The 19,058-nt window shown below is 40.4% G+C and carries 16 protein-coding genes and 1 pseudogene; 11 read left to right on the plus strand and 6 right to left on the minus strand.

What is annotated here, in order from left to right:
* Positions 1-272: 272 nt before the first annotated feature.
* A complete protein-coding gene (locus V7K35_RS00005; RefSeq protein WP_335075324.1) occupies positions 273-1,787 on the minus strand; it encodes a phenylacetate--CoA ligase family protein in 1,515 nt (504 codons plus the stop codon).
* A gap of 207 nt (positions 1,788-1,994) precedes the next feature.
* Here V7K35_RS00005 and V7K35_RS00010 point away from each other — a divergent pair, with 207 nt between their 5' ends.
* Complete coding sequence (locus V7K35_RS00010; protein WP_335075326.1) at positions 1,995-3,677, plus strand: serine/threonine-protein kinase; 1,683 nt, start codon at positions 1,995-1,997, stop codon at positions 3,675-3,677.
* Positions 3,678-3,732: 55 nt separating this feature from the next.
* Positions 3,733-5,889 (plus strand): serine/threonine-protein kinase, encoded by a 2,157-nt coding sequence (locus tag V7K35_RS00015; protein WP_335075328.1) that lies wholly within the window; start codon positions 3,733-3,735, stop codon positions 5,887-5,889.
* Positions 5,890-5,933: 44 nt separating this feature from the next.
* On the opposite strand, the gene V7K35_RS00020 is transcribed toward V7K35_RS00015, so the two are convergent.
* Positions 5,934-6,803 carry a TauD/TfdA dioxygenase family protein gene (locus tag V7K35_RS00020; protein ID WP_335075330.1) on the minus strand — a complete coding sequence of 290 codons (870 nt, stop codon included), beginning with the start codon at positions 6,801-6,803 and terminating at the stop codon, positions 5,934-5,936.
* A gap of 723 nt (positions 6,804-7,526) precedes the next feature.
* Between V7K35_RS00020 and V7K35_RS00025 the strand changes: the two genes are divergently transcribed.
* The 8 genes from V7K35_RS00025 to V7K35_RS00060 all read left to right on the plus strand — a co-directional run bounded on the left by V7K35_RS00025 (position 7,527) and on the right by V7K35_RS00060 (position 14,879).
* Positions 7,527-7,763, plus strand: coding sequence for a CTB family bacteriocin (locus V7K35_RS00025; RefSeq protein WP_335075332.1), 237 nt, complete (start codon positions 7,527-7,529; stop codon positions 7,761-7,763).
* Positions 7,764-7,910: 147 nt separating this feature from the next.
* Positions 7,911-8,147: a CTB family bacteriocin gene (locus V7K35_RS00030; RefSeq protein ID WP_335075335.1), complete on the plus strand. Its 237-nt coding sequence runs from the start codon at positions 7,911-7,913 to the stop codon at positions 8,145-8,147.
* Positions 8,148-8,309: 162 nt separating this feature from the next.
* Positions 8,310-8,546 (plus strand): CTB family bacteriocin, encoded by a 237-nt coding sequence (locus tag V7K35_RS00035; RefSeq protein ID WP_335075337.1) that lies wholly within the window; start codon positions 8,310-8,312, stop codon positions 8,544-8,546.
* A 487-nt stretch (positions 8,547-9,033) separates the two neighbouring features.
* A complete protein-coding gene (locus V7K35_RS00040) occupies positions 9,034-9,366 on the plus strand; it encodes a hypothetical protein (protein WP_335075339.1) in 333 nt (110 codons plus the stop codon).
* A gap of 208 nt (positions 9,367-9,574) precedes the next feature.
* A complete protein-coding gene (locus tag V7K35_RS00045) occupies positions 9,575-11,722 on the plus strand; it encodes a peptidase domain-containing ABC transporter (protein ID WP_335075341.1) in 2,148 nt (715 codons plus the stop codon).
* Positions 11,723-11,746: 24 nt separating this feature from the next.
* Positions 11,747-13,159: an HlyD family secretion protein gene (locus tag V7K35_RS00050; RefSeq protein WP_335075342.1), complete on the plus strand. Its 1,413-nt coding sequence runs from the start codon at positions 11,747-11,749 to the stop codon at positions 13,157-13,159.
* 18 nt (positions 13,160-13,177) lie between these two features.
* Positions 13,178-13,879 (plus strand): hypothetical protein, encoded by a 702-nt coding sequence (locus V7K35_RS00055; protein ID WP_335075344.1) that lies wholly within the window; start codon positions 13,178-13,180, stop codon positions 13,877-13,879.
* A 322-nt stretch (positions 13,880-14,201) separates the two neighbouring features.
* Positions 14,202-14,879 (plus strand): response regulator transcription factor, encoded by a 678-nt coding sequence (locus V7K35_RS00060; RefSeq protein ID WP_335075346.1) that lies wholly within the window; start codon positions 14,202-14,204, stop codon positions 14,877-14,879.
* Between the two features lie 62 nt (positions 14,880-14,941).
* Here the strand turns inward: V7K35_RS00060 and V7K35_RS00065 are convergent.
* The 4 genes and pseudogenes from V7K35_RS00065 to V7K35_RS00080 form a co-directional block, all read right to left on the minus strand.
* Positions 14,942-15,766, minus strand: a pseudogene (locus V7K35_RS00065) (CHASE2 domain-containing protein); the annotation flags it as partial.
* Positions 15,718-16,032: a CHASE2 domain-containing protein gene (locus V7K35_RS00070; RefSeq protein WP_335075350.1), complete on the minus strand. Its 315-nt coding sequence runs from the start codon at positions 16,030-16,032 to the stop codon at positions 15,718-15,720. The gene V7K35_RS00070 and the pseudogene V7K35_RS00065, both read right to left, overlap by 49 nt.
* Positions 16,033-16,625: 593 nt before the next feature.
* A complete protein-coding gene (locus V7K35_RS00075; protein ID WP_335075352.1) occupies positions 16,626-17,243 on the minus strand; it encodes an NUDIX hydrolase in 618 nt (205 codons plus the stop codon).
* Positions 17,244-17,309: 66 nt separating this feature from the next.
* Complete coding sequence (locus V7K35_RS00080) at positions 17,310-18,512, minus strand: phosphoglycerate kinase (protein WP_335075354.1); 1,203 nt, start codon at positions 18,510-18,512, stop codon at positions 17,310-17,312.
* Positions 18,513-18,601: 89 nt separating this feature from the next.
* Between V7K35_RS00080 and V7K35_RS00085 the strand changes: the two genes are divergently transcribed.
* A complete protein-coding gene (locus V7K35_RS00085; RefSeq protein ID WP_335075356.1) occupies positions 18,602-19,009 on the plus strand; it encodes a universal stress protein in 408 nt (135 codons plus the stop codon).
* The last annotated feature ends 49 nt before the right edge of the window (positions 19,010-19,058 follow it).

Consider the following 19,058-nt stretch of genomic DNA (forward strand, 5'->3'; position numbering starts at 1 on the left):
GTTCCCTCACGCCACATGCTTCAAGTCGGGCATTGCCCGCCCAACGCAGTGGCTCCCCAATCTATCGGGGAGGGTTAGGGAGGGGTATTTTTGTAGTTAATTAACTTGCAATCTGCTGTATAGTGGTTATCATTATTTATACATGATTAATGACAAATTATGTTTTTACACATTTTGGATGCTCTTATTTAAGGTAAGTTCGCAGTTAGATTAACAGGCAAAATCACTAATATTAAGGGACTTACATCTAACTGAAAACTATTTCCTATTCCCTATTGACGGGTATAACGATGTTTCACTCCAATGGGGAAGTATTCGGAATCACCCATTGGGGCTAATGTAACTTGTGGTGTTTGATATTCTGCGGGAACATAATTAGCAAACTCGCTATTTAGGCGTAGTAGTTGTGAAAGAATAGAAGATGCGATCGCTTCTTTTTTCTCTTCACTACCCTCGACTCCTGGTGCTAACTCCACAACCACCGATAAAAATAGATTTTTGTCTGCATCTTCCTTCACCTGCAAGACAAATTTACCTGTCACCCATTCTTGAATTATTGGTTGCTCTAATCCCACCGTTACATTTTCTGGATAGATATTTGCACCAAAGTAAGAAACTGTAAAATTAGAACGACCGAAGACATAAACAAAAGGTAGCTGATGAATACCTCTAGGTGATTGTTGAGTGTCAGAGCGGAGATTTTCGAGCGGGTTAAATCCCCATTCTGCTAAAAATTGCAGCATGGCATCATAACTAATTATTCCGCCAGTATCCAAGATGTCATAACGCACTAAGGGAATACCGTTATCTCCAGAAAACAGCAATCCGCCATCTTCAACTTCAAAAAAGCGACTGCAAGGATCATATTGTACTAATGTAGGTAAACGTGATTCCCCAAATAAAGCTCTAGCTGCATCGGGATTTTGTGCCAAAAAACGGCGAATGCAGATACTTAACGGTGTTTCATTACCCAAAACTCCCGCATCCGCAGTGCCGTAAAGTGATGCAAAATCAGAGCAAGGATTTTGTGAACCAACTCTTTCGGCAACTAAACTCCGCCATTCTTCACTAAATACCTCTCCCGCCATTACTAACTTAATCTGATATTGCTGCCACTCCACACTACGGGCGATACCAGTATCAATCACATCTTTCAAAAATGGCGGGTATCCTAACAACACCACTTGCTGAAATGCAGAACCTAGTTCTTGGACAACTCGCAAAATTTCTTCTTTGTTATTACCAGGAGTAATTACAGTGATGGGATAACCTTTGCTAGCAAGATAACGACAGCAATTAGTAGTAAATATTCCACCTACCCAAGTGCCTAAAGTGAAACAAATCACTGCTAGGGTACGTCGAGTATCTGCATGAAAACTATCGTGAAAAATCTGTTCAAAGCGTATGGCGATTTGGAGTTCATCTGTGAAAAAACGGGGCCAAAATGTCGGTTTTCCACTAGAACCTGATGAAGCAGCTATCATGTCGCACGCTTGGAGTTGCCCGTTGCGGCACAAGTCAGCTAAAGGATAACGCAGTATATAATTTTGTTTAGCGATCGCTGGGAGTTTTTGAAACTCCTCTAAGGTTTGAATAGTCGCTGGATTAATTTCCCTTTCTGCTAAAAACGCCTTGTAGGCTGGTACATTAGTTGCCACATCGTGAAATAAACTCAAAGCTGCCGAACCTTGAGTGTTGAGATGCCGTTGCAGTAGCGTTTCTAAGGGGGTAGATAAAAAATCTTCAAATGCTTTAATTGCTCGCTGCTGTTGTGATTTGCAGTTCATGACGCTTGTTGTTTATCCTGAAGTAGAACCAACACCGTTATTACTGCCAGTATTTTAGCTGTTATCTAATACCCTCAAAACCAGTGATTGTTAACAACACGGATTTTATATAGGAATACCCTGCTTTTAACATTTCCTAAAATATCCGAAAATGAGGGTATGCACGTCGTAGTCAATCAATAAAACCTTAACTTATCCTTCAGCACCATGCAGCTCTATTGCAGTAAACAACACACAAATAATGGTAGTAACCTCTTTTGTATCCATTGTGGTGAGCCATTACCTCTTGCTGTGGGACAGGTGGTGGATAATCGCTATCAAATTATCCGTCATTTAGGGCAGGGCGGCTTTGGACGCACCTATTTGGCACAGGATAGAAGTAAATCCCATCAAACATGTGTGCTGAAGGAATTTGCACCTCAAGTACAAGAACAGCAAGATTTACAAAAAGCTAAAGAGTTATTTGAGCGAGAAGCAAATGTTCTGAAAAAACTCCAGCATCTACAAATTCCGCGTTTTCACGCCTCGTTACAAGTGAAGATAGGCACTAAAGATTTTTTCTTTTTGGTGCAAGATTATGTGGATGGTGACAATTACTACCAATTATTAGAACAGCGTCAGAGTCAAGGAAAGACTTTTAGTGAAGAGGAAGTAATCACCCTACTGCAACAGATTTTACCTGTGTTATCCTACATCCACTCACAAGATGTGGTTCACCGCGATATCACTCCTGATAATCTGATTTGGCGGCGTTCTGATCATCTGCCAGTGCTGATTGATTTTGGTGGTGTCAAGCAATTGCCAGCTTCCCAAGGTTTTTGGCAGACTAAGTTGGTTGGAAATAACACTTTGCTGGGTAAAAAGGGCTACGCTCCAGAAGAACAGCTACGGCAGGGGAAAGTATTTCTAAGTAGTGATTTATATTCTTTGGCGGTAACATCATTGGTGTTGCTTACAGGGAAAGAACCGCAAAAATTATACGATAGCTATCAGGGAATTTGGGGATGGGCAAAGGAAATTCAAGTTAGTCCCCAAGTGGAAGCGGTGTTAAAAAAGATGCTGGCTTATAAACCGAGCGATCGCTATCAACGAGCCGAACAAATCCTCAAAGATTTACCATCGCCAACTGCTACTAAACCCACAGGTAATTATATTAGCGCCAAGATTAAGACGATGGTAGTTGCTCCGGGAAGACAACGCGCCAGTGCTGTTGTGAGTGGATTCCAGAGCAAAACTCAAGCGCTCGTTAAACCGATATCTTGGCCTGTTTGGATTCGCCCTTTTGTGATCAGTTTAGGGGGAACAGCTTTAGTTGGATTAACTTTGGCGGTGGGAAATGCAGTCATTCGGAGCGTATCTTCAATCACTCTCCCATCAATTTCATTACCGCAAATTCCCCAGTTCCCAAATCCGAGTAGTAAACCAGTCAGCGATAAGGGAAACAATAGTGACATCCAGAAAATTGTCAATCGTCGCCAACAGCTAGAAATTACTGAAGGATTTTTTACTCCCTTCGTAGATAATTTATTTTATACAAAAAAACCAGAATTAAAGGGACGTAGCCTCACATCTAAACCTGAAGACGCTGGTTTACGAGATGAATGGTCTGGTATCGCTGACGATTTATTGAATAAAATAGAACAGGCTGACCTCAGTACAGAAGTTCGCCATAAATTGGGTAAATATACTGCACAAGATTACGAAACATGGAGACGACTTGCACGATCAGGGCAATTCGGGAACTATACAATTGATCAACTGACCAAAGACACAAATGAAAAATTTGATCGGTTGTTTCCTGGTCAGCAGCATGGGAAACTGAATCAACAGACTTTTAATCAAATTTGGTATGCGATCGCAGCTGATCAAGTTAGTAAAGTACAAAAATAGAGTTAGGAGTTATAAGTGATGAGTTATGAATTAACTCCTAACTGCTCACTTTCCTATGAATTCAATCTATTGTTCTAAAGGACATGAAAATTCCCCAGGTAGTCGCTTTTGTCTCCAATGTGGTGAAAAATTGTTGGATACGCCCATGAGTTATAGTATCCAACCGGGACTAACTTTAGGCGATCGCTACATAATTGTGCGTCAAATAGGCCAAGGTGGCTTTGGACGCACTTATTTAGCTGAAGATGTCAACCGTTTCCGCGAACTTTGTGTTTTAAAAGAATTTTCCCCCCAAGTTCAAACCGCTTACGTTGTCCAAAAAGCTGAAGAACTGTTTGAGAGAGAAGCGAGTGTTCTTTATAAACTGCAACATCCCCAAATTCCCCGCTTCCGGGAACTGCTTCGCATGAACTTAGGGGGCAAAGAATATCTGTTTTTAGTGCAAGATTATGTCGAAGGGGAAACTTACAACTCGTTGTTAAATGCCCGGATACAACAGGGTTTACGCTTTACAGAGACGGAAGTACGCCAATTATTGCTTTCAATTTTGCCAGTGTTGGAATACATCCACTCACTAGGAGTAATTCATCGAGATATTTCTCCAGATAACTTAATGCTTCGCATTGTTGACCAACTGCCAATGTTAATTGATTTTGGCGGTGTTAAACAAGTGGTAGCAACCGTTGCTTCCCAATATTACCAACCCGGCGTAGTTGCATCTTCCCCATTACCAACCCTATTGGGTAAAATCGGATTTGCTCCCCCAGAACAGATGCAAACTGGGTTAGTATCTCCCCACAGCGACTTGTATGCAATGGCTGCAACAATGTTGGTTTTACTCACAGGAAAACAACCCCAAGAATTAATTGATACTTACAATCTTACCTGGCAGTGGCGACAGGAAGTTAGCCTGAGTCAAACTTTGGCACAGGTATTAGATAAAATGCTATCTGCCAGACCAAGCGATCGCTATCAATCAGCCCGTCAAGTACTCCAAATCCTCAACCCGCCCCCAGCTAACTTTCCTCCAACTCAATATCCCACTGCACCAGAACCCACATCCGCCACCGTCGCCATCTCTCCACCTCCCCCATCTCATTCATACCCCTCATCTCCCCCATCTCCTCAACCCACAAGCTGGTGGACACCAACAAAAACTTTCCTTGTGGCGGCGGCGGTAGCTGGTACTGTTGGATTACTTTGGTGGGGAGTGAATAGCAGGCGTGATGTTGGGGAAGTCAAACCTACTCCTACAGCCAGCCCAATTCCAACCAGCGATCAGCCAACCGATCCCTCAGCGCAATATTCACCAGCAGAACGGCAGCGCAAAGAAAGATTAAGCGATCGCCGTCAACAGTTGGGTATTAATGAGAAGTTTTACATTAACTTGGTGAATGAAGTTTTTTGGGACAGAAATCCCAGTTTACGGGGACGCACTCTCAGCGATGGCCCTGAAGATGAGGGTTTACGGGCAGAATGGGATAAAACAGGCTCAGAATTGCTGGAAAAGCTAGTACCATTAAGTGCCAATGCACGCCGACAACTGGGAACTTACACAACTGCTGAACGCGATCGCCAGAATGTGGAAGTTAACAAAATCAACGTTGGTAGTCGTTCTTTGTATGATTTGGGAGATGCTGCTTTCTTAAATATATTCCCTGAGCAGCGTGGTAAAAATTTCCGAGTTCAGCCGATTGGACAAGTTTGGTACGGTTTTGTTAGCGATAAACTCAGTGCTATCCTCGGCGGTAGCGCTTTTGAGAAACTTGTCTTTGAACCGGGCGCTATCAGCAAAACAGTCAACGGTACTCTTCAACCTGGCGGTGGTAAAGTATTCATTGCTGGACTTGCCAAAGAGCAATCTCTGGATTTGAAGCTACAAGCAAATTTCCAAGTTTTATTATCAGTCTATTCACCCTCTGGCAAAATTCAATTTTTAGAAGATTCTACCCAGCGCAGTTTATCAATTAAATTACCAGAAAAAGGATTTTACGAGTTTGTCGTGGTTTCTACAGCATCGAAACCAGTAGATTATCAACTCAGCATTACAGCAGAAAATCCTATCCCTCCCCCATCACCTACACCAACGCCCACGCCAACTCCCACGCCAACTCCCACGTCTACGCCAATTCCTACACCAACACCAAAACCAACTCCTATAGAAACCGCCACACCTACACCGACACCGACGCAGGAGACAACGCCTCAGTAGAGAGTTATCCTCTGCGTCTAGAGCGTCTCTACGTAAGATAAAAATTATGTCTGATCCACTACACCTAAACGCAACGCAATTCGCTTAGACTTCGTTGCTTCATAAGGTACACCTCTGTGCATTACCTGTGAGTTGTCCCAAAAAACTATATCTCCTGGCTGCCAAACATGGGAGTAGACTGGTGTGCAGGCTAGAACAGTCCCAAACAAATCCTGCCAGAAACGTTTTGCTTGCTCTGGTCTATCTTCCATACCAACTGCGATCGCAGTGTCCGAACCTAGATATAATCCCTTTTTACCAGTGACTTTGTGAGTAGACACAATGGGATGTACTTTCCTCGGTATATCAGTCTCTACATTGGTACTTTTAGAAAACATTGGTGGTGAGTGATACATCGACATCTGCTCTAACTGCTGCTGATGTTGATGACCTAAGTTATTATAAGCCTCTATCATGTCGAGGAACTCTGTGGTGTGAGGTTGCCCATTTACACCTTCGGCAGGCACTTCCACACCATAAAGCATGACAACATATAGTGCATTCATATCTAGTCCCTCTGTGCGGGGAAGGCCATCTTTATCATGATGCCATTCCCAAGCAATCTTTCCTACTGCTGGTTGAGAAAGCCCCTTGGGATTACCCAAAACATTTACACATTGGCTTTGGAGGTCTGGACTGATATCAGGATCTAATGTTTTGGTTTTGGAATAGCCAAACATTAAGTCACCAAAGGTCTTTCTGGCAAATTCTTCCAACTGCTTTGCGGTGAGGTGTTGCTGTCTAACTACCACAACGCCGTGTTTCCAAAGTGATTCCTTTAATTCACGCGACTCTAGATTTGTGAGGTTGCTAAGATTGCAACCCCGCAGGACTTCAACTCCGAGTCTTTGTTGGTGTTTAGTTATTGGAGTCATTGCTATGCAACTATTTCTATAGCAAACTATGTAGTCAATTAGTTAGGAAATTTGTGTAATAGTATTTTACCTCAGAAAGTTGGCAAGTAAAAAAATGTTTAAGGACACGTAGAGACGTACTCCTACGGAGAAGCAAGCTACGCGGAGCGTCTTGTAGAGTTGTGGCATCCTGTACCCGTGTGGGTAAGTAAGCTACGCGTAGCGTCTCACGCCACTACCAGTCCGCTCAAGTCGGGATACCCGCCCACACAGCTGGCTCCCATTCTCACATTGCCAGAGGCTAGCGCCTGCCGGAGAATGCCTGTTCGCCGCAAGGCATCCCGTTAGGGAAGGGCTGTAGGGAGAAGAGAAGGCTTTACGCTGCGCCATCTGTTATAGCAACTGGCGTTGTATTAGACGAAAGTACGGCACCGTCCGAAGACTTTGGTGCGTTACGGACTCCATTCTAACGCACCCTACATATAGTTAAATTTTTTCACACAATCAAATCGGATTGCTATAGTTTCAGGGCAATTCCTCTCTATGTATTTTTCGGAAATAGTAGTGGCGTAATTGTGAAATCTAGTTTTCTAAATCTGGTAATTAAGTTTACGGAAACTGGAAATGACAACCTCAGTGCTTTAACTTATTGTATTTATTAAGCGAAGGGTTGAGACACCAAAACAAAGGCACTCAACTAAATAGCTGAAAATCAATTCAACTCAAAATTAAAGGTTGGTAATTATGTCTGACAATTTGTTTATCGATGTAACCGAAGAGCAACAAGAAAGCGTAACTGGTGGTGTAGAAGTTCTTAGCTTGGAAACCTTCTATAAGCGCGTCTCCCAACTATCTGAAAGTATTGGGCCAGTCGCAGCTAGTTCAGGACCTACTGGTAGCTCTATAGTTTCTTTCGGTGTAAGCAAATCAGTTCTAGATAGTCTGCAAACATCTAATTCATTGTTCGGATTAGTTCTTTAACTAATTCCATGTATTGAATAACCTTTAAGCTAGCTAAACTAGCTAAAGGTTTACCTTATTCAGTCATTTGAAGTCAACTGATGTTTTGATTCAGGATCTCAATTTTCAAGATTATTCAACCCAAAAAAATCAAGGAAGTTTTCAACTATGTCACACGAACTATTCTGCGATTTATCTGCTGAACAACAAGAAGTTGTAGCAGGTGGTGCAGCGGCTATCGACTTTAGTACCGTATATTCTAGCCTGTTTCACCAAACTGAAAACATCTTGCCAGTAGGTAGTGCATCTGGTGTTGGCGGCAGCATTCTTGGAGCTGGTGGCGTGCAAAAAACAATCCGACAAACTATTGAAACAGGTTCTTCGTTTTTGGCAGTAGTTTCCTAGTTTATGCAATAGATCGCGACGAGTATGATCGTCTCTCAACACGTTATGAAGGGGAGTAATCAGCGCTCCCCTATCTTTCCCTAGCTTATTAGTCAACTGATGTTTTAATTCAGAATCTCAATTTTCGAGATTATTCAACTTAAATCAAGGAAGTTTTCAACTATGTCACACGAACTATTTTCCGATTTATCTGCTGAACAACAAGAAGTTGTAGCAGGTGGTGCAGCGGTTATCAACTTTAGCACCCTATATTCTAGCATGTTCCAGCAAACTGAAAGCATCGGACCAGTAGCTAGTACGTCTGGTCCTGGCGGCAGCAGCATATTAGCTGGTGGCGTCCAAAAAACAACCCTATCAACTATTTTTACAGGTACTTCGTATTTGGCAGCAGTTTCCTAGTTTATGCAATAGATAGCGACAAGTATCATCGTGTCTAAAGGCGTTACCAAGGGGAGTAATCAGCGCTCCCCTATCTTTCACTAGCTTCTTAGTTTGATAGCAGTTAGCAATCAGCTATATATTCAATTTTTATGGATATACAATTAATTATAATTCCATAAATTACTGAAAGCTAACTGCATTTTACATTCTAAATTTTTGTGTCAGTTTAATGCTTTTAGGACTTACACAAAAATCGCCAAAAAGTTTAATTTATTGAACCGCCAAGACGCCAAGGACGCCAAGAATCTTAGAGTGTGCGTAAGTCTTAGCTTTTACAAAAGGAAGGCAAAAGGAATCAAATATATATTTTGCCAAAAGATTTTTTTTAAGACGCGAATGTCGAAAAAAAAGCGTCTTTATTTTAAGCCCCTGAAATTTATTTATGGGGTTTAACTTATGCATGATCATAAATTGTCTAAATTCTCCTTTTACAAACATAATAACTATGTCTAAGGATATCAAACCGGAAGTTTCTGAATTATTTCTTGATTTATCAGCACAACAGCAAGAAACTATCTCTGGTGGACGTTACCTTTCTTCAGGATTAGATTTTGAAAATTTGTTCTTCCAAAAAACAGATATAGAAACTTTTGCCAATAGTGCAATTAATGTATCTGGTAGTAATGGTAATATTTCTTCTATTCAACAAACTGGATATAGGTTCTCACAAATTACCTTTGGATTCAGTCTCGGTAGTCAACAACGGGGGCGTAGGTCAGCGAGGAGCAACTCTGGTTTACTTAATATGTTGTTTAGCATGATGTCTCTTCTAGGTTAATCCTCAAAGATTTTATAGGACTCCGATTTGATTTTTAAAAACATATTAAGACTAAAAAACCCGTCTTATCAGAGTTTTATCTGAAATCTTGTTCAAAAATCATAGATGAGTCCTATATGGGTTGAGCGCACTCCAATTCTCAAAAACTATACCAACATATTGACAACATTATTAGCTTAAAGTTGTCATTAATTAAGGTAATTTATCTATGAAATACCAATTTGTTAAACAGCATAGTGAAGAAGACTGTGGGGCTGCTTGCCTTGCTGCTATTTCTAAATATTATGGACGGACTTTTACTCTCAGTCGCATCCGTGAAGCTGTAGGTACTGGGCAGTTCGGCACTACTTTATTAGGGTTAAAGAGAGGAGCAGAAACACTTGGTTTCAATGCTCGTCCAGTTAAAACTTCACCAGAATTTTTAAACCGGATTAAAGAAGCACCACTACCTGCAATTATTCACTGGAAAGGTAATCACTGGGTTGTTTTATATGGTAAGAAAGGTCAAAAATGTTTAGTTGCTGATCCGGCTGTAGGTATCCGTTATCTTTCTAAAAAAGAGATAGCCGAAGGTTGTACAGATTGGTTGATGCTTTTACTAGAGCCAGATGTAAAGTTTTTTGCTCAAGAAGATGAAAAACTAGGTGGATTTTGGCGTTTCTTCAAGCGCGTCTGGATTTATCGTGCTATTTTAGCTCAAGCTTTGCCTCTTAACTTGATGTTGGGATTGCTATCTTTAGCTTCCCCTTTTTTGATGCAAATTTTGACTGACGATGTGCTGGTTAGAGGTGATACAAAGTTACTTACTACTGTAGCGATCGCTGTGATAGTAATGAATTTTATTTCCCGTAGTCTGTCCTTTGTGCAGTCTAATTTAATTGCTCACTTTGCCCAACGTCTACAATTGGGGTTAGTGTTAGAATTTGGGCGGCAAATTCTCCGATTACCTCTCTCATATTACGAAGCCCGTCGCAGTGGTGAAATTGTTAGTCGTCTGCAAGATATCGACCAAATTAATCAGTTAGTTGCTCAAGTTGTTGTTGGTTTACCTAGCCAATTTTTTATTGCCTTGATTTCTTTTGGATTCATGGTTTTTTATAGCTGGAAACTTACTGTTGTAGCTGTATTTATCGCTATAGTGATGAGCTTATCGACAGTAGTCTTTCAGCCAACTTTGCAGCAAAAAACTCGTGAGCTTTTAGTTCAAGAAGCAGAAACACAAGGGGTTTTAGTAGAAACTTTTAAAGGCGCACTAACTCTCAAAACCACTACATCTGGGTTGCAATTTTGGGAGGAATTACAAAGTCGATTTGGTCGTCTTGCTAACATTACATATCGCACAATACACATTGGGATCATTAATAATACTTTTTCTGGCTTGGTTTCGGGAGTTGGTGGCGTTATTTTGCTTTGGTTTGGTGGCAATTTGGTAATTAACCCAGCAGAAAACCTGAGTATTGGGCAACTATTTGCCTTTAACTCAATGAATGGTAATTTTCTGGGCTTATTTGCTACTTTAATCAGCTTTGTTGAAGAATTTACTCGGGCAAAAACTGCTACACAACGTCTAACAGAAGTCATAGATGCTACCTCAGAAAATGAGGGCGATGAGATAAAGCCTTATGCCAATATTCCAGGGGATGCTGACATTATTTGTAAAAATGTTAATTTTCATTATGCTGGTCGTCTAGATTTAGTAGATGACTTTTCTTTAATAATTCCTGGTGGTAAAAATGTTGCATTGATCGGTAAATCTGGTTGTGGTAAAAGCACTTTGGCTAAACTGATTGCTGGGTTATATCCACTGCAATCTGGCAATATTCGTATTGGACTCTATAACCTTCAAGACCTGTCCCTTGAATGTCTTCGACAACAGGTGGTTCTTGTTCCCCAAGAACCTCATTTTTGGAGTCGGTCGATTGTAGAAAACTTTCGCTTAGGTGCTCCCCAAGCTACGTTTGAAGAGATTGTGAGAGCTTGTCAAGTGGCAGAAGCTGATGAATTTATTAGTAAGTTACCTAATACATATCAAACTGCTTTAGGGGAATTTGGGGCAAATATCTCTGGTGGACAACGGCAAAGATTAGCAATAGCAAGAGCCATTGTCACAGATCCACCAATTCTTATTTTAGATGAATCTACTGGTGGACTTGATCCAGTAAGTGAGGCGCAAGTTTTAGATAAATTGTTTAAGCATCGCCAAGGTAAAACAACTATTTTGATTACTCACCGTCCTAAGGTAGTTAATCGTGCTGATTGGATAGTTCTACTAGATCAAGGCAAGTTAAAAACTCAAGGTTCTTTAAATGAGTTGCGCTCCCAACCTGGAGAGCATTTGGAATTTTTAAATTCTTAATTATTAACATCTATTTAGATAATTATGCTCTACACAGATAGTAAAAAACTTCTGCCGTCGTTGCAAAGTGAAGAATTTCTTCCTCCTGTGAGTCGTTGGACATCTTTAGCAGGAATTTTCCTGGTTGGAAGTCTTAGTGCTGGAATTAGTCTCTGCTCATGGGTAAAGTATAATGTGACGGTGAAAGCAGCAGCAGTAGTGCGTCCTACAGGAGAAATTCGGTTAGTACAACCGAAAATTGAAGGGACTGTTAAAGATATTTTTGTGAAAGAAAATCAATTAGTCAAACAGGGAGATGCGATCGCTCGCTTAGATGACGAACAACTGCAAATCAAACAGAGTCAATTAAAAGACAACATTCAACAAATCAGGTTACAAATAATTCAAATTGATGCCCAAATTAAGATTTTAGATACTCAAATTATCGCTGAAGCAACAGTAGCAGAGCGAACTGTGGCCTCTGCTCAAACAGATTTAGCACGTAATCAACGGGAATATCAAGAGCGACAAATTACCACCAGCAGCGAATTACTAGCAGCACAAGCAAGTTTGCAAAAATCCCAAGCAGAATTGCAAAAAGCCGAAGCTGATTTAAGCTTTGCTGAGGTGGATCGCGATCGCTATGAGCAGTTGGCGCAGGTTGGCGCAATTGGTAAGCGCGAATTTGAGCAGAAAAAGCTAGTTGTTGTCCAGACTAAAGCCATACTTGAATCTGAAAAAAAAGCTGTTGATATTGCTAAAGCTAAAGTGCAAGCAGCTTTAGGTGCTGTTAATCCTACCACTGCCACAGTTGCGATCGCTCAAGATCGCATTGCCCAAGAATTTGCTAGAGGTGAAGTCAGCATCGCTATTTTAAAAAAGGAAAAACAAGCTTTAATTCAGCGGCGAGTGGAAATGCAAAACCAACTCGGACAATCTCATAAAGAACTTTTACAAGTAATTAGTCAATTACAAGATACTATTCTGCGAGCAAGTAGTAATGGTATTATTCTCAAACTCAATTTACGCAACCCCGGTCAAGTGCTACGTGCTAGTGAAGCTATTGCTGAAATTGCTCCTAATAATGCTCCTCTAGTTATTAAAGCAGTTATCCCTACTCAGGAAATTAAAAATGTCGCAGTTGGTCAAAAAGTGCAATTGCGAATTGATGCTTGTCCTTATCCTGATTATGGCACTCTCAAGGGTGTGGTCACGGCTGTTTCTCCAGATACAATTACATCTAAAAGTAACAATGCAGAAAGCCCCATATCAGGTTCTACAACCCCTGGAAATAGCTACTTTGAAGCTACTATCCAACCTGAAATAATGATATTTGGCAATGGCGATCGCCTGTGTCATATCCAATCTGGGATGGAAGCAAAAGCTGACATTATTTCAAAAGAAGAGACAGCACTGCAATTTATGTTAAGAAAGGCTAGGTTAATTACTGACTTATGAGGATATAAGTATGTGGTTATGAAACTTTACGGACAAATTACACTTGTAACTATTTATGTCCTGACATTGATAATGTATTTGAAAACTTATTATAAAACTCAACAAGCATTACAATGGTGGTCATATAGACAATCTCTCAAACTATTTCTAGAAGCAAGTAAAATTCACGAAGGTTTATTACAAGAATCCTTCACAATTCGTCGCAGCTTGGATTTATTGGCACAAGACAACCTAAATCTAACAATCAACAAAATCCAAGAATACCTAAAACAAGCTGATAATTTTCATCATGCTCTAGTGCAATTGAGCGATCGCTTATTTCCGGCATATATTCAAGATAGCCTACCTTTGGCTATTGAGTGCCTATTAGAACAGTGGTTAACATCAAATTCTCACCTCTGTTTTCATTTCGATATGCCACCTTACTGGCGATCTGAGCAAGCTGAACGGAGTTTGATAGTTTTCAAATCTTTAGAAGAATTACTAATATTAACTTTGCCAAATATTTCGGTTCCTATATCAATTTTTATCAGTTTAAAACAACAGAAAAATATTGGTCAACTAATGGTAAAAATTACATATCCTGAGCCATCTAAAATTATTTTTTATTCTACCTTAAGAGAACTAGAGTATCTTTGCAAAAGTTTTCGATTTTTAACTTCGGGTAAATGCTTTTATCGTAAAGATAACCTAAGCATTACTTGTCACTTTTATTGGTAAAGATTATTCCGATAAAGTGCATGGAAAAATTTATAAAGGTGTCAAGTCTCTGGGTCAGTAGTTACTTATCCTTGACAGGTTAAACTCATAAACAATTTATCAAGAATTAATAATCATAATTTATTTTTAAATACGGATACAAAAACAGTATAATAACTAATATAATTGTAATCTAAAACTTATTTAAAAACTACAAGATAAATGGTGAAAATATTTTAGATTGTCAATAAGATATTTTGTTTTGCTCGTAATCGGTATACTCCGCCAATTATCACAGTTTGTGAATTAGTTAAATTACGATTTAATCAGGGTGTTGTTAATTATGAAACAAGATTTAAAAGATAAAGGATTGCTAAAAATTTTAGTAATTGATGACCACGAATCAGTTTTAGCTGGAACTGTTAATGTATTGCAAAAGCATTACCCTGACGCTGAATTTATCATTGCGGTAAATGCTAAGAACGCTCTTCATGAAATTGTTACCTCACAGCCAGATATGGTTGTAATGGATCTTTCTATTCCAGATAACTCTGGAATGACAGCCCGACCTGATATAGGGGTTCAACTTCTAAGAACTCTGACGAAAAACTATCCCAACTTAAATATTGTTGTCCAAAGTGCTAATGTGAGAACCCTGGTAAGGATTAGACTTGATATTGATAGTCATAAAGGAGGCTTTACAGTCGCGGATAAAAGCCTATCGACTCAGGAAATGTTGACCAGGATTGATTGGGCGTTACAGGGTTTAACTCATACAAAAGATATTAAAGGAATACATTCTGTATTAGAGGTTAAACCAGAGTGGCTCAGGGTGCTGACTTTAGCGTTTGAGGAAGGATTGCAAGATAAAACAATTGCTGAACGTATATGTATATCTGAACGGATGGTGCGTCATTACTGGAGTAAGCTACAAGACGCTTTAAATGTTTATCCTGAAGAGGGAAAAAATATTAGAATTCAAACTGAAATGCGAGCTAGAGAAGAAGGATTAATTGATTAATTATTATTAATAATTAATCAATTTTTTGAGAACTTATGTTGATCCGAGCAATAGTCAAAAGTCTAAAAATAGCTTGGTTTTTTAACTATTGGACAAGATAACTCACAAAGAGTACCTCTAAGAGAAAGGGGTACTCGCCGAAATTTCCCTTTTAATTGTCGAGCTAAATTTCTAAACTGTTGTGTTCCCCAACCTTCTCTAGATGAATTCACCCCTAAGCCGTCATCGATAATGCTTAGAGTGTACCAGCCTTCAGATGAAGAGCAAGTAACTTCGAGACGGGTGACTCCTGTAGCATGTTTGCCCACATTGCATAAAGCTTCTTCCAAAAATAGGCAGAGACCCTGTTTTTCTTCAATATTCAAGGCTCGTTCATTTAGAGGTTCAAAAGCTCTGATTTTAACTTTAATAGTTTTAAAACAGGGAAATTCTCGCTCTAAGGTAGAGTTATAAACTTGATAGAGAATTTCATGAAGAGGCTCTCGCAAATTTAGCACAAGATTTTTGCTTAAATAAAGACTAGTTTCTTCGTTGATAGGTTCTCGTTGCAAAAATTCATAAATCCCCCGTAACTCGTGGTTCAATTTTTCAAGCTCTTTTTCTAGTTCTGGTAGCAAGTCATTCATTGGTAAATCCTTATCTCGAACTAGTTTCAAAACTTTAGCTAGGCTTTGCAGGGGGCCATTATGAATTTTTGCAAATATGCGTTCAATTAGAGCTTCTCTAGCTCTAATTCCAGAACGCAAAGCTTGATCGTATTGATATAAAGCTGTGATTTTCATACCATTTAAAGTTAAAACAACGAGTGTCGGGATCAGCGGAACCCACCAACCCAAAATCAGGAGTAAATAACAAAAGACCAGCAGGCTACAGCTAGTGACACCAATAACTGTGCCAAGTCGTGATCTGATAGGGAAAAATCTCTACAAGTGCTGATATCATCTTCATTAATCCCCACAATTACAATTTGCTCATCTCTAGATTCATCGGGGCGTAGTCGGAGAAAATTGTCAAAAGCCAGCCACTCCAAAGATTGCATTAAACCAGTGAGACGAGCAATCATCACCAGCCCAATCACTGCAATACCTGGTAATGTACCTACACGCCAAATATAAATTTCCTCTTTAATTGTTCTCCAAAGTTCAGGCTTCATAAACGTCCGCCTTCATCTGGGGAATGCAGCGGTAGCAGCTAAAATGGCGTTTAGTAATTTAGATTTTAAACTAATCATTATCATTTGAGAGTCCTAAGAATAACCTTGAAGACACAAATTGAATGCTTTACTTGTATAGCAAGGGACTGGGGACTAGGGACTGGGGAATGGGTGAAAAGCCTTTTTGTGTCTAAGTTTTATCATTTGTTAATGTCCTAACCACCTTGGCTGTTGCTGTACTATCAGTAATTTATTTAAAATACTGTCAGTTAAAGCGACACGTGCGTGATATATTTATTATTTCTATCAAATCACAAAGTTCCTGAGTATGTCAGATTTACTTAGTGGTCTTCATCACATCTTCAATTGCTGACTAGTCTTCATAAAATTTTAATTTCTTGTATAGCTGGTCTTCGTATACTTGTCATTCCATAGGGTTGAAATTGTAGACAATAGCTTTGAATTTAATCAGGTTAAGCTCAGTACACTGAGACAATTAGTGCTTTTTATTTGTGAAGATTACTCAACTATTTTTTTGATACATATATAGAAATCTTATTTGATTTTTGCAAACAGTTCGGCAAAAGCGATTACTAATCAAAGTCTGTTGGTAAATCTGGTTGGCGGTAATGTTGAAAAAGTCGCGTGATTTGCGCTGGTGTCACACGTCCGACAGAAAGTTCTGGTAACGCATCTTCAGGGAAAAAACCTACTTCTTCAGTTTCAATACTTGATGATGGAGAACCACCAATAAGTTCACACTTAAAAAATAGCTTATAGACATAAAACGGGAGTGGTGGATGTCCCTGTTTGTCTCTGTCATAGACTGCTAGTAGTTTGATAGCGCGTGCTTGATATCCAGATTCTTCATATACTTCTTTCACAACTACCTCACTGGGAGACTCACCAACATCAGCCCATCCACCAGGTAAAGTCCAACAGCCGTCGGCTCTTTCCTTGACTAACAATATAGTATCATCACGAAAAATCGCTGCCCGCACATCAACTTTGGGAGTTGCATATCCGACTTCACGGCTAAACAAATCGAGGATATAGCTGTGTTCTACATTTGAGTAAGTCGCCATCATTTCTGTGGCGATCGCTCGTAATTGTTTGTAGCGTTCGATATCAAAAACACCCTCAGAATAGGTTAAACCATTTTGAGCGATCGCTTGTAACTTTTGTGCCCATTCCAGCCATTTAGTTTCCACAGTTTTTTCCCTATTTAATGTAGAGACGTTACATGTAACGTCTCTACATAATTTTAAAGATGGCTATTAAGCATCATCTAAGGCTGCAATTCCAGGCAATACCTTGCCTTCAAGTAACTCCAAGCTAGCGCCGCCGCCAGTGGAGATGTGGCTCATTTGGTCGGCCAAACCAACCTTTTCCACAGCCGCTACTGAGTCACCGCCGCCAATGATGGTGGTTGTGCCAGTTTTGCTAATTTCGGCGAGGGTATGAGCGATCGCTTCCGTACCCGCCGCAAACTTATCAAACTCAAACACACCCATCGGCCCGTTCCAAATTACCGTTTTGGTATCTGCAAGGGCTTCTTGGAAAACTTTCACCGAGTCTGGGCCAATATCCAAACCCATACCATCATCGGGGATGTTCTCAATGCTGACGGTTGTCGCATTAGCATCGGGAGCAAACTTATCTGCTGATACGATATCCGTGGGTAACAAGAAGGTAACGCCCCGTTCTTTAGCCTTAGCTTCCAAAGTTTTCGCTAGTTCTAGCTTGTCTTCTTCCACCAACGACTTACCAACATTCAAACCACGGGCTTTGTAGAATGTGAAAATCATCCCACCGCCGATGATCAGCTTGTCGCACTTCTCTAGCAGTGTTTCAATCACGCCAATTTTACTGGAAACTTTGGAACCGCCAATAATTGCCGCCAAAGGACGTTGAGGATTTTCAATCGCGTTTTGCAGATATTCCAATTCCTTCTCAACCAAATATCCAGCCACAGAAGGGCTGAGGAATTTAGTCACACCTTCAGTAGAAGCATGGGCGCGGTGTGCAGTACCAAAAGCATCATTTACATAAAAATCAGCATTAGCTGCCAATTTTTTCGCAAATTCTGGATCGTTTTTCTCCTCTTCTGGGTAAAAGCGGACATTTTCTAATAACAGCACTTGGCCATTTTGTAAAGCGCCAACTTTAGCTGCAACTTCATCGCCAATGGAGTCATCAGTTTTAATAACTTCTTGCCCCAGCAATTCCGAGAGACGCTTGGCAACGGGAGTTAGGCGTAATTTGTCATCCACACCCTTGGGACGGCCAAAATGGCTCGTGAGAATGACCTTAGCACCCTTCTGCGTCAAATCTTTGATGGTTGGCAGAGCTGCGCGAATCCGAGTATCGTCGGTAATATTGCCTTGATCATCCACAGGCACATTAAAGTCAACCCGTACTAAGGCACGTTTCCCAGATATATCAGCCGAAGATAAACTTGCTAAACTTTTTTTGGACACACCAAACTCTCCTGATTGCCTTTTTGTTATTGTTTTGAAAGTAGAACCATCAAGATTTTACCGGAGTCAGGGGTATCCAAGTGACAGAGATGTTTAAGACAGTACTATTTCCTATTGATCAAAGCCGGGAAACGCGGGAAGCTGCTGATATGGTGACCAACATAGTTAAAAAGTTCGGCAGTCGCTTGGTGCTGCTGTCTGTGGTAGAAGAACCATCTCCAGACGCACCTAGTGCAGATCCGATGGTGTCACCAGAGGTAGTTGCCAAACTACTCGAAAGTGCCCAATCTTTATTTTCTGGGCAAGGAATTAAATCCGAAATCCTGGAAAGGCAAGGGAAACCAGCTTTTACTATCTGCGATGTCGCTGATGAAATAGGGGCTGATTTAATCATCATGGGGTGTCGGGGGCTAGGTTTGACTGAAGAGGGAGCTGATGATAGTGTCACGACTCGCGTGATTAACCTTTCCCCTTGCCCAGTGCTGATTGTGCCTTAAGTTTTATCGGCGCGATCGCTTCTACTATAGATACACACTCTCGTATCCA

It is taken from the genome of Nostoc sp., from assembly GCF_036917275.1.
Lineage (GTDB): Bacteria > Cyanobacteriota > Cyanobacteriia > Cyanobacteriales > Nostocaceae > Nostoc.

Bases quoted from the DNA above. Each gene is read 5' to 3' on its own strand.
- V7K35_RS00005 (WP_335075324.1), bottom strand. From the start codon at position 1,787: ATGAACTGCAAATCACAACAGCAGCGAGCAATTAAAGCATTTGAAGAT.
- V7K35_RS00010 (WP_335075326.1), top strand. From the start codon at position 1,995: ATGCAGCTCTATTGCAGTAAACAACACACAAATAATGGTAGTAACCTC.
- V7K35_RS00015 (WP_335075328.1), top strand. From the start codon at position 3,733: ATGAATTCAATCTATTGTTCTAAAGGACATGAAAATTCCCCAGGTAGT.
- V7K35_RS00020 (WP_335075330.1), bottom strand. From the start codon at position 6,803: ATGACTCCAATAACTAAACACCAACAAAGACTCGGAGTTGAAGTCCTG.
- V7K35_RS00025 (WP_335075332.1), top strand. From the start codon at position 7,527: ATGTCTGACAATTTGTTTATCGATGTAACCGAAGAGCAACAAGAAAGC.
- V7K35_RS00030 (WP_335075335.1), top strand. From the start codon at position 7,911: ATGTCACACGAACTATTCTGCGATTTATCTGCTGAACAACAAGAAGTT.
- V7K35_RS00035 (WP_335075337.1), top strand. From the start codon at position 8,310: ATGTCACACGAACTATTTTCCGATTTATCTGCTGAACAACAAGAAGTT.
- V7K35_RS00040 (WP_335075339.1), top strand. From the start codon at position 9,034: ATGTCTAAGGATATCAAACCGGAAGTTTCTGAATTATTTCTTGATTTA.
- V7K35_RS00045 (WP_335075341.1), top strand. From the start codon at position 9,575: ATGAAATACCAATTTGTTAAACAGCATAGTGAAGAAGACTGTGGGGCT.
- V7K35_RS00050 (WP_335075342.1), top strand. From the start codon at position 11,747: ATGCTCTACACAGATAGTAAAAAACTTCTGCCGTCGTTGCAAAGTGAA.
- V7K35_RS00055 (WP_335075344.1), top strand. From the start codon at position 13,178: ATGAAACTTTACGGACAAATTACACTTGTAACTATTTATGTCCTGACA.
- V7K35_RS00060 (WP_335075346.1), top strand. From the start codon at position 14,202: ATGAAACAAGATTTAAAAGATAAAGGATTGCTAAAAATTTTAGTAATT.
- V7K35_RS00070 (WP_335075350.1), bottom strand. From the start codon at position 16,032: ATGAAGCCTGAACTTTGGAGAACAATTAAAGAGGAAATTTATATTTGG.
- V7K35_RS00085 (WP_335075356.1), top strand. From the start codon at position 18,602: ATGTTTAAGACAGTACTATTTCCTATTGATCAAAGCCGGGAAACGCGG.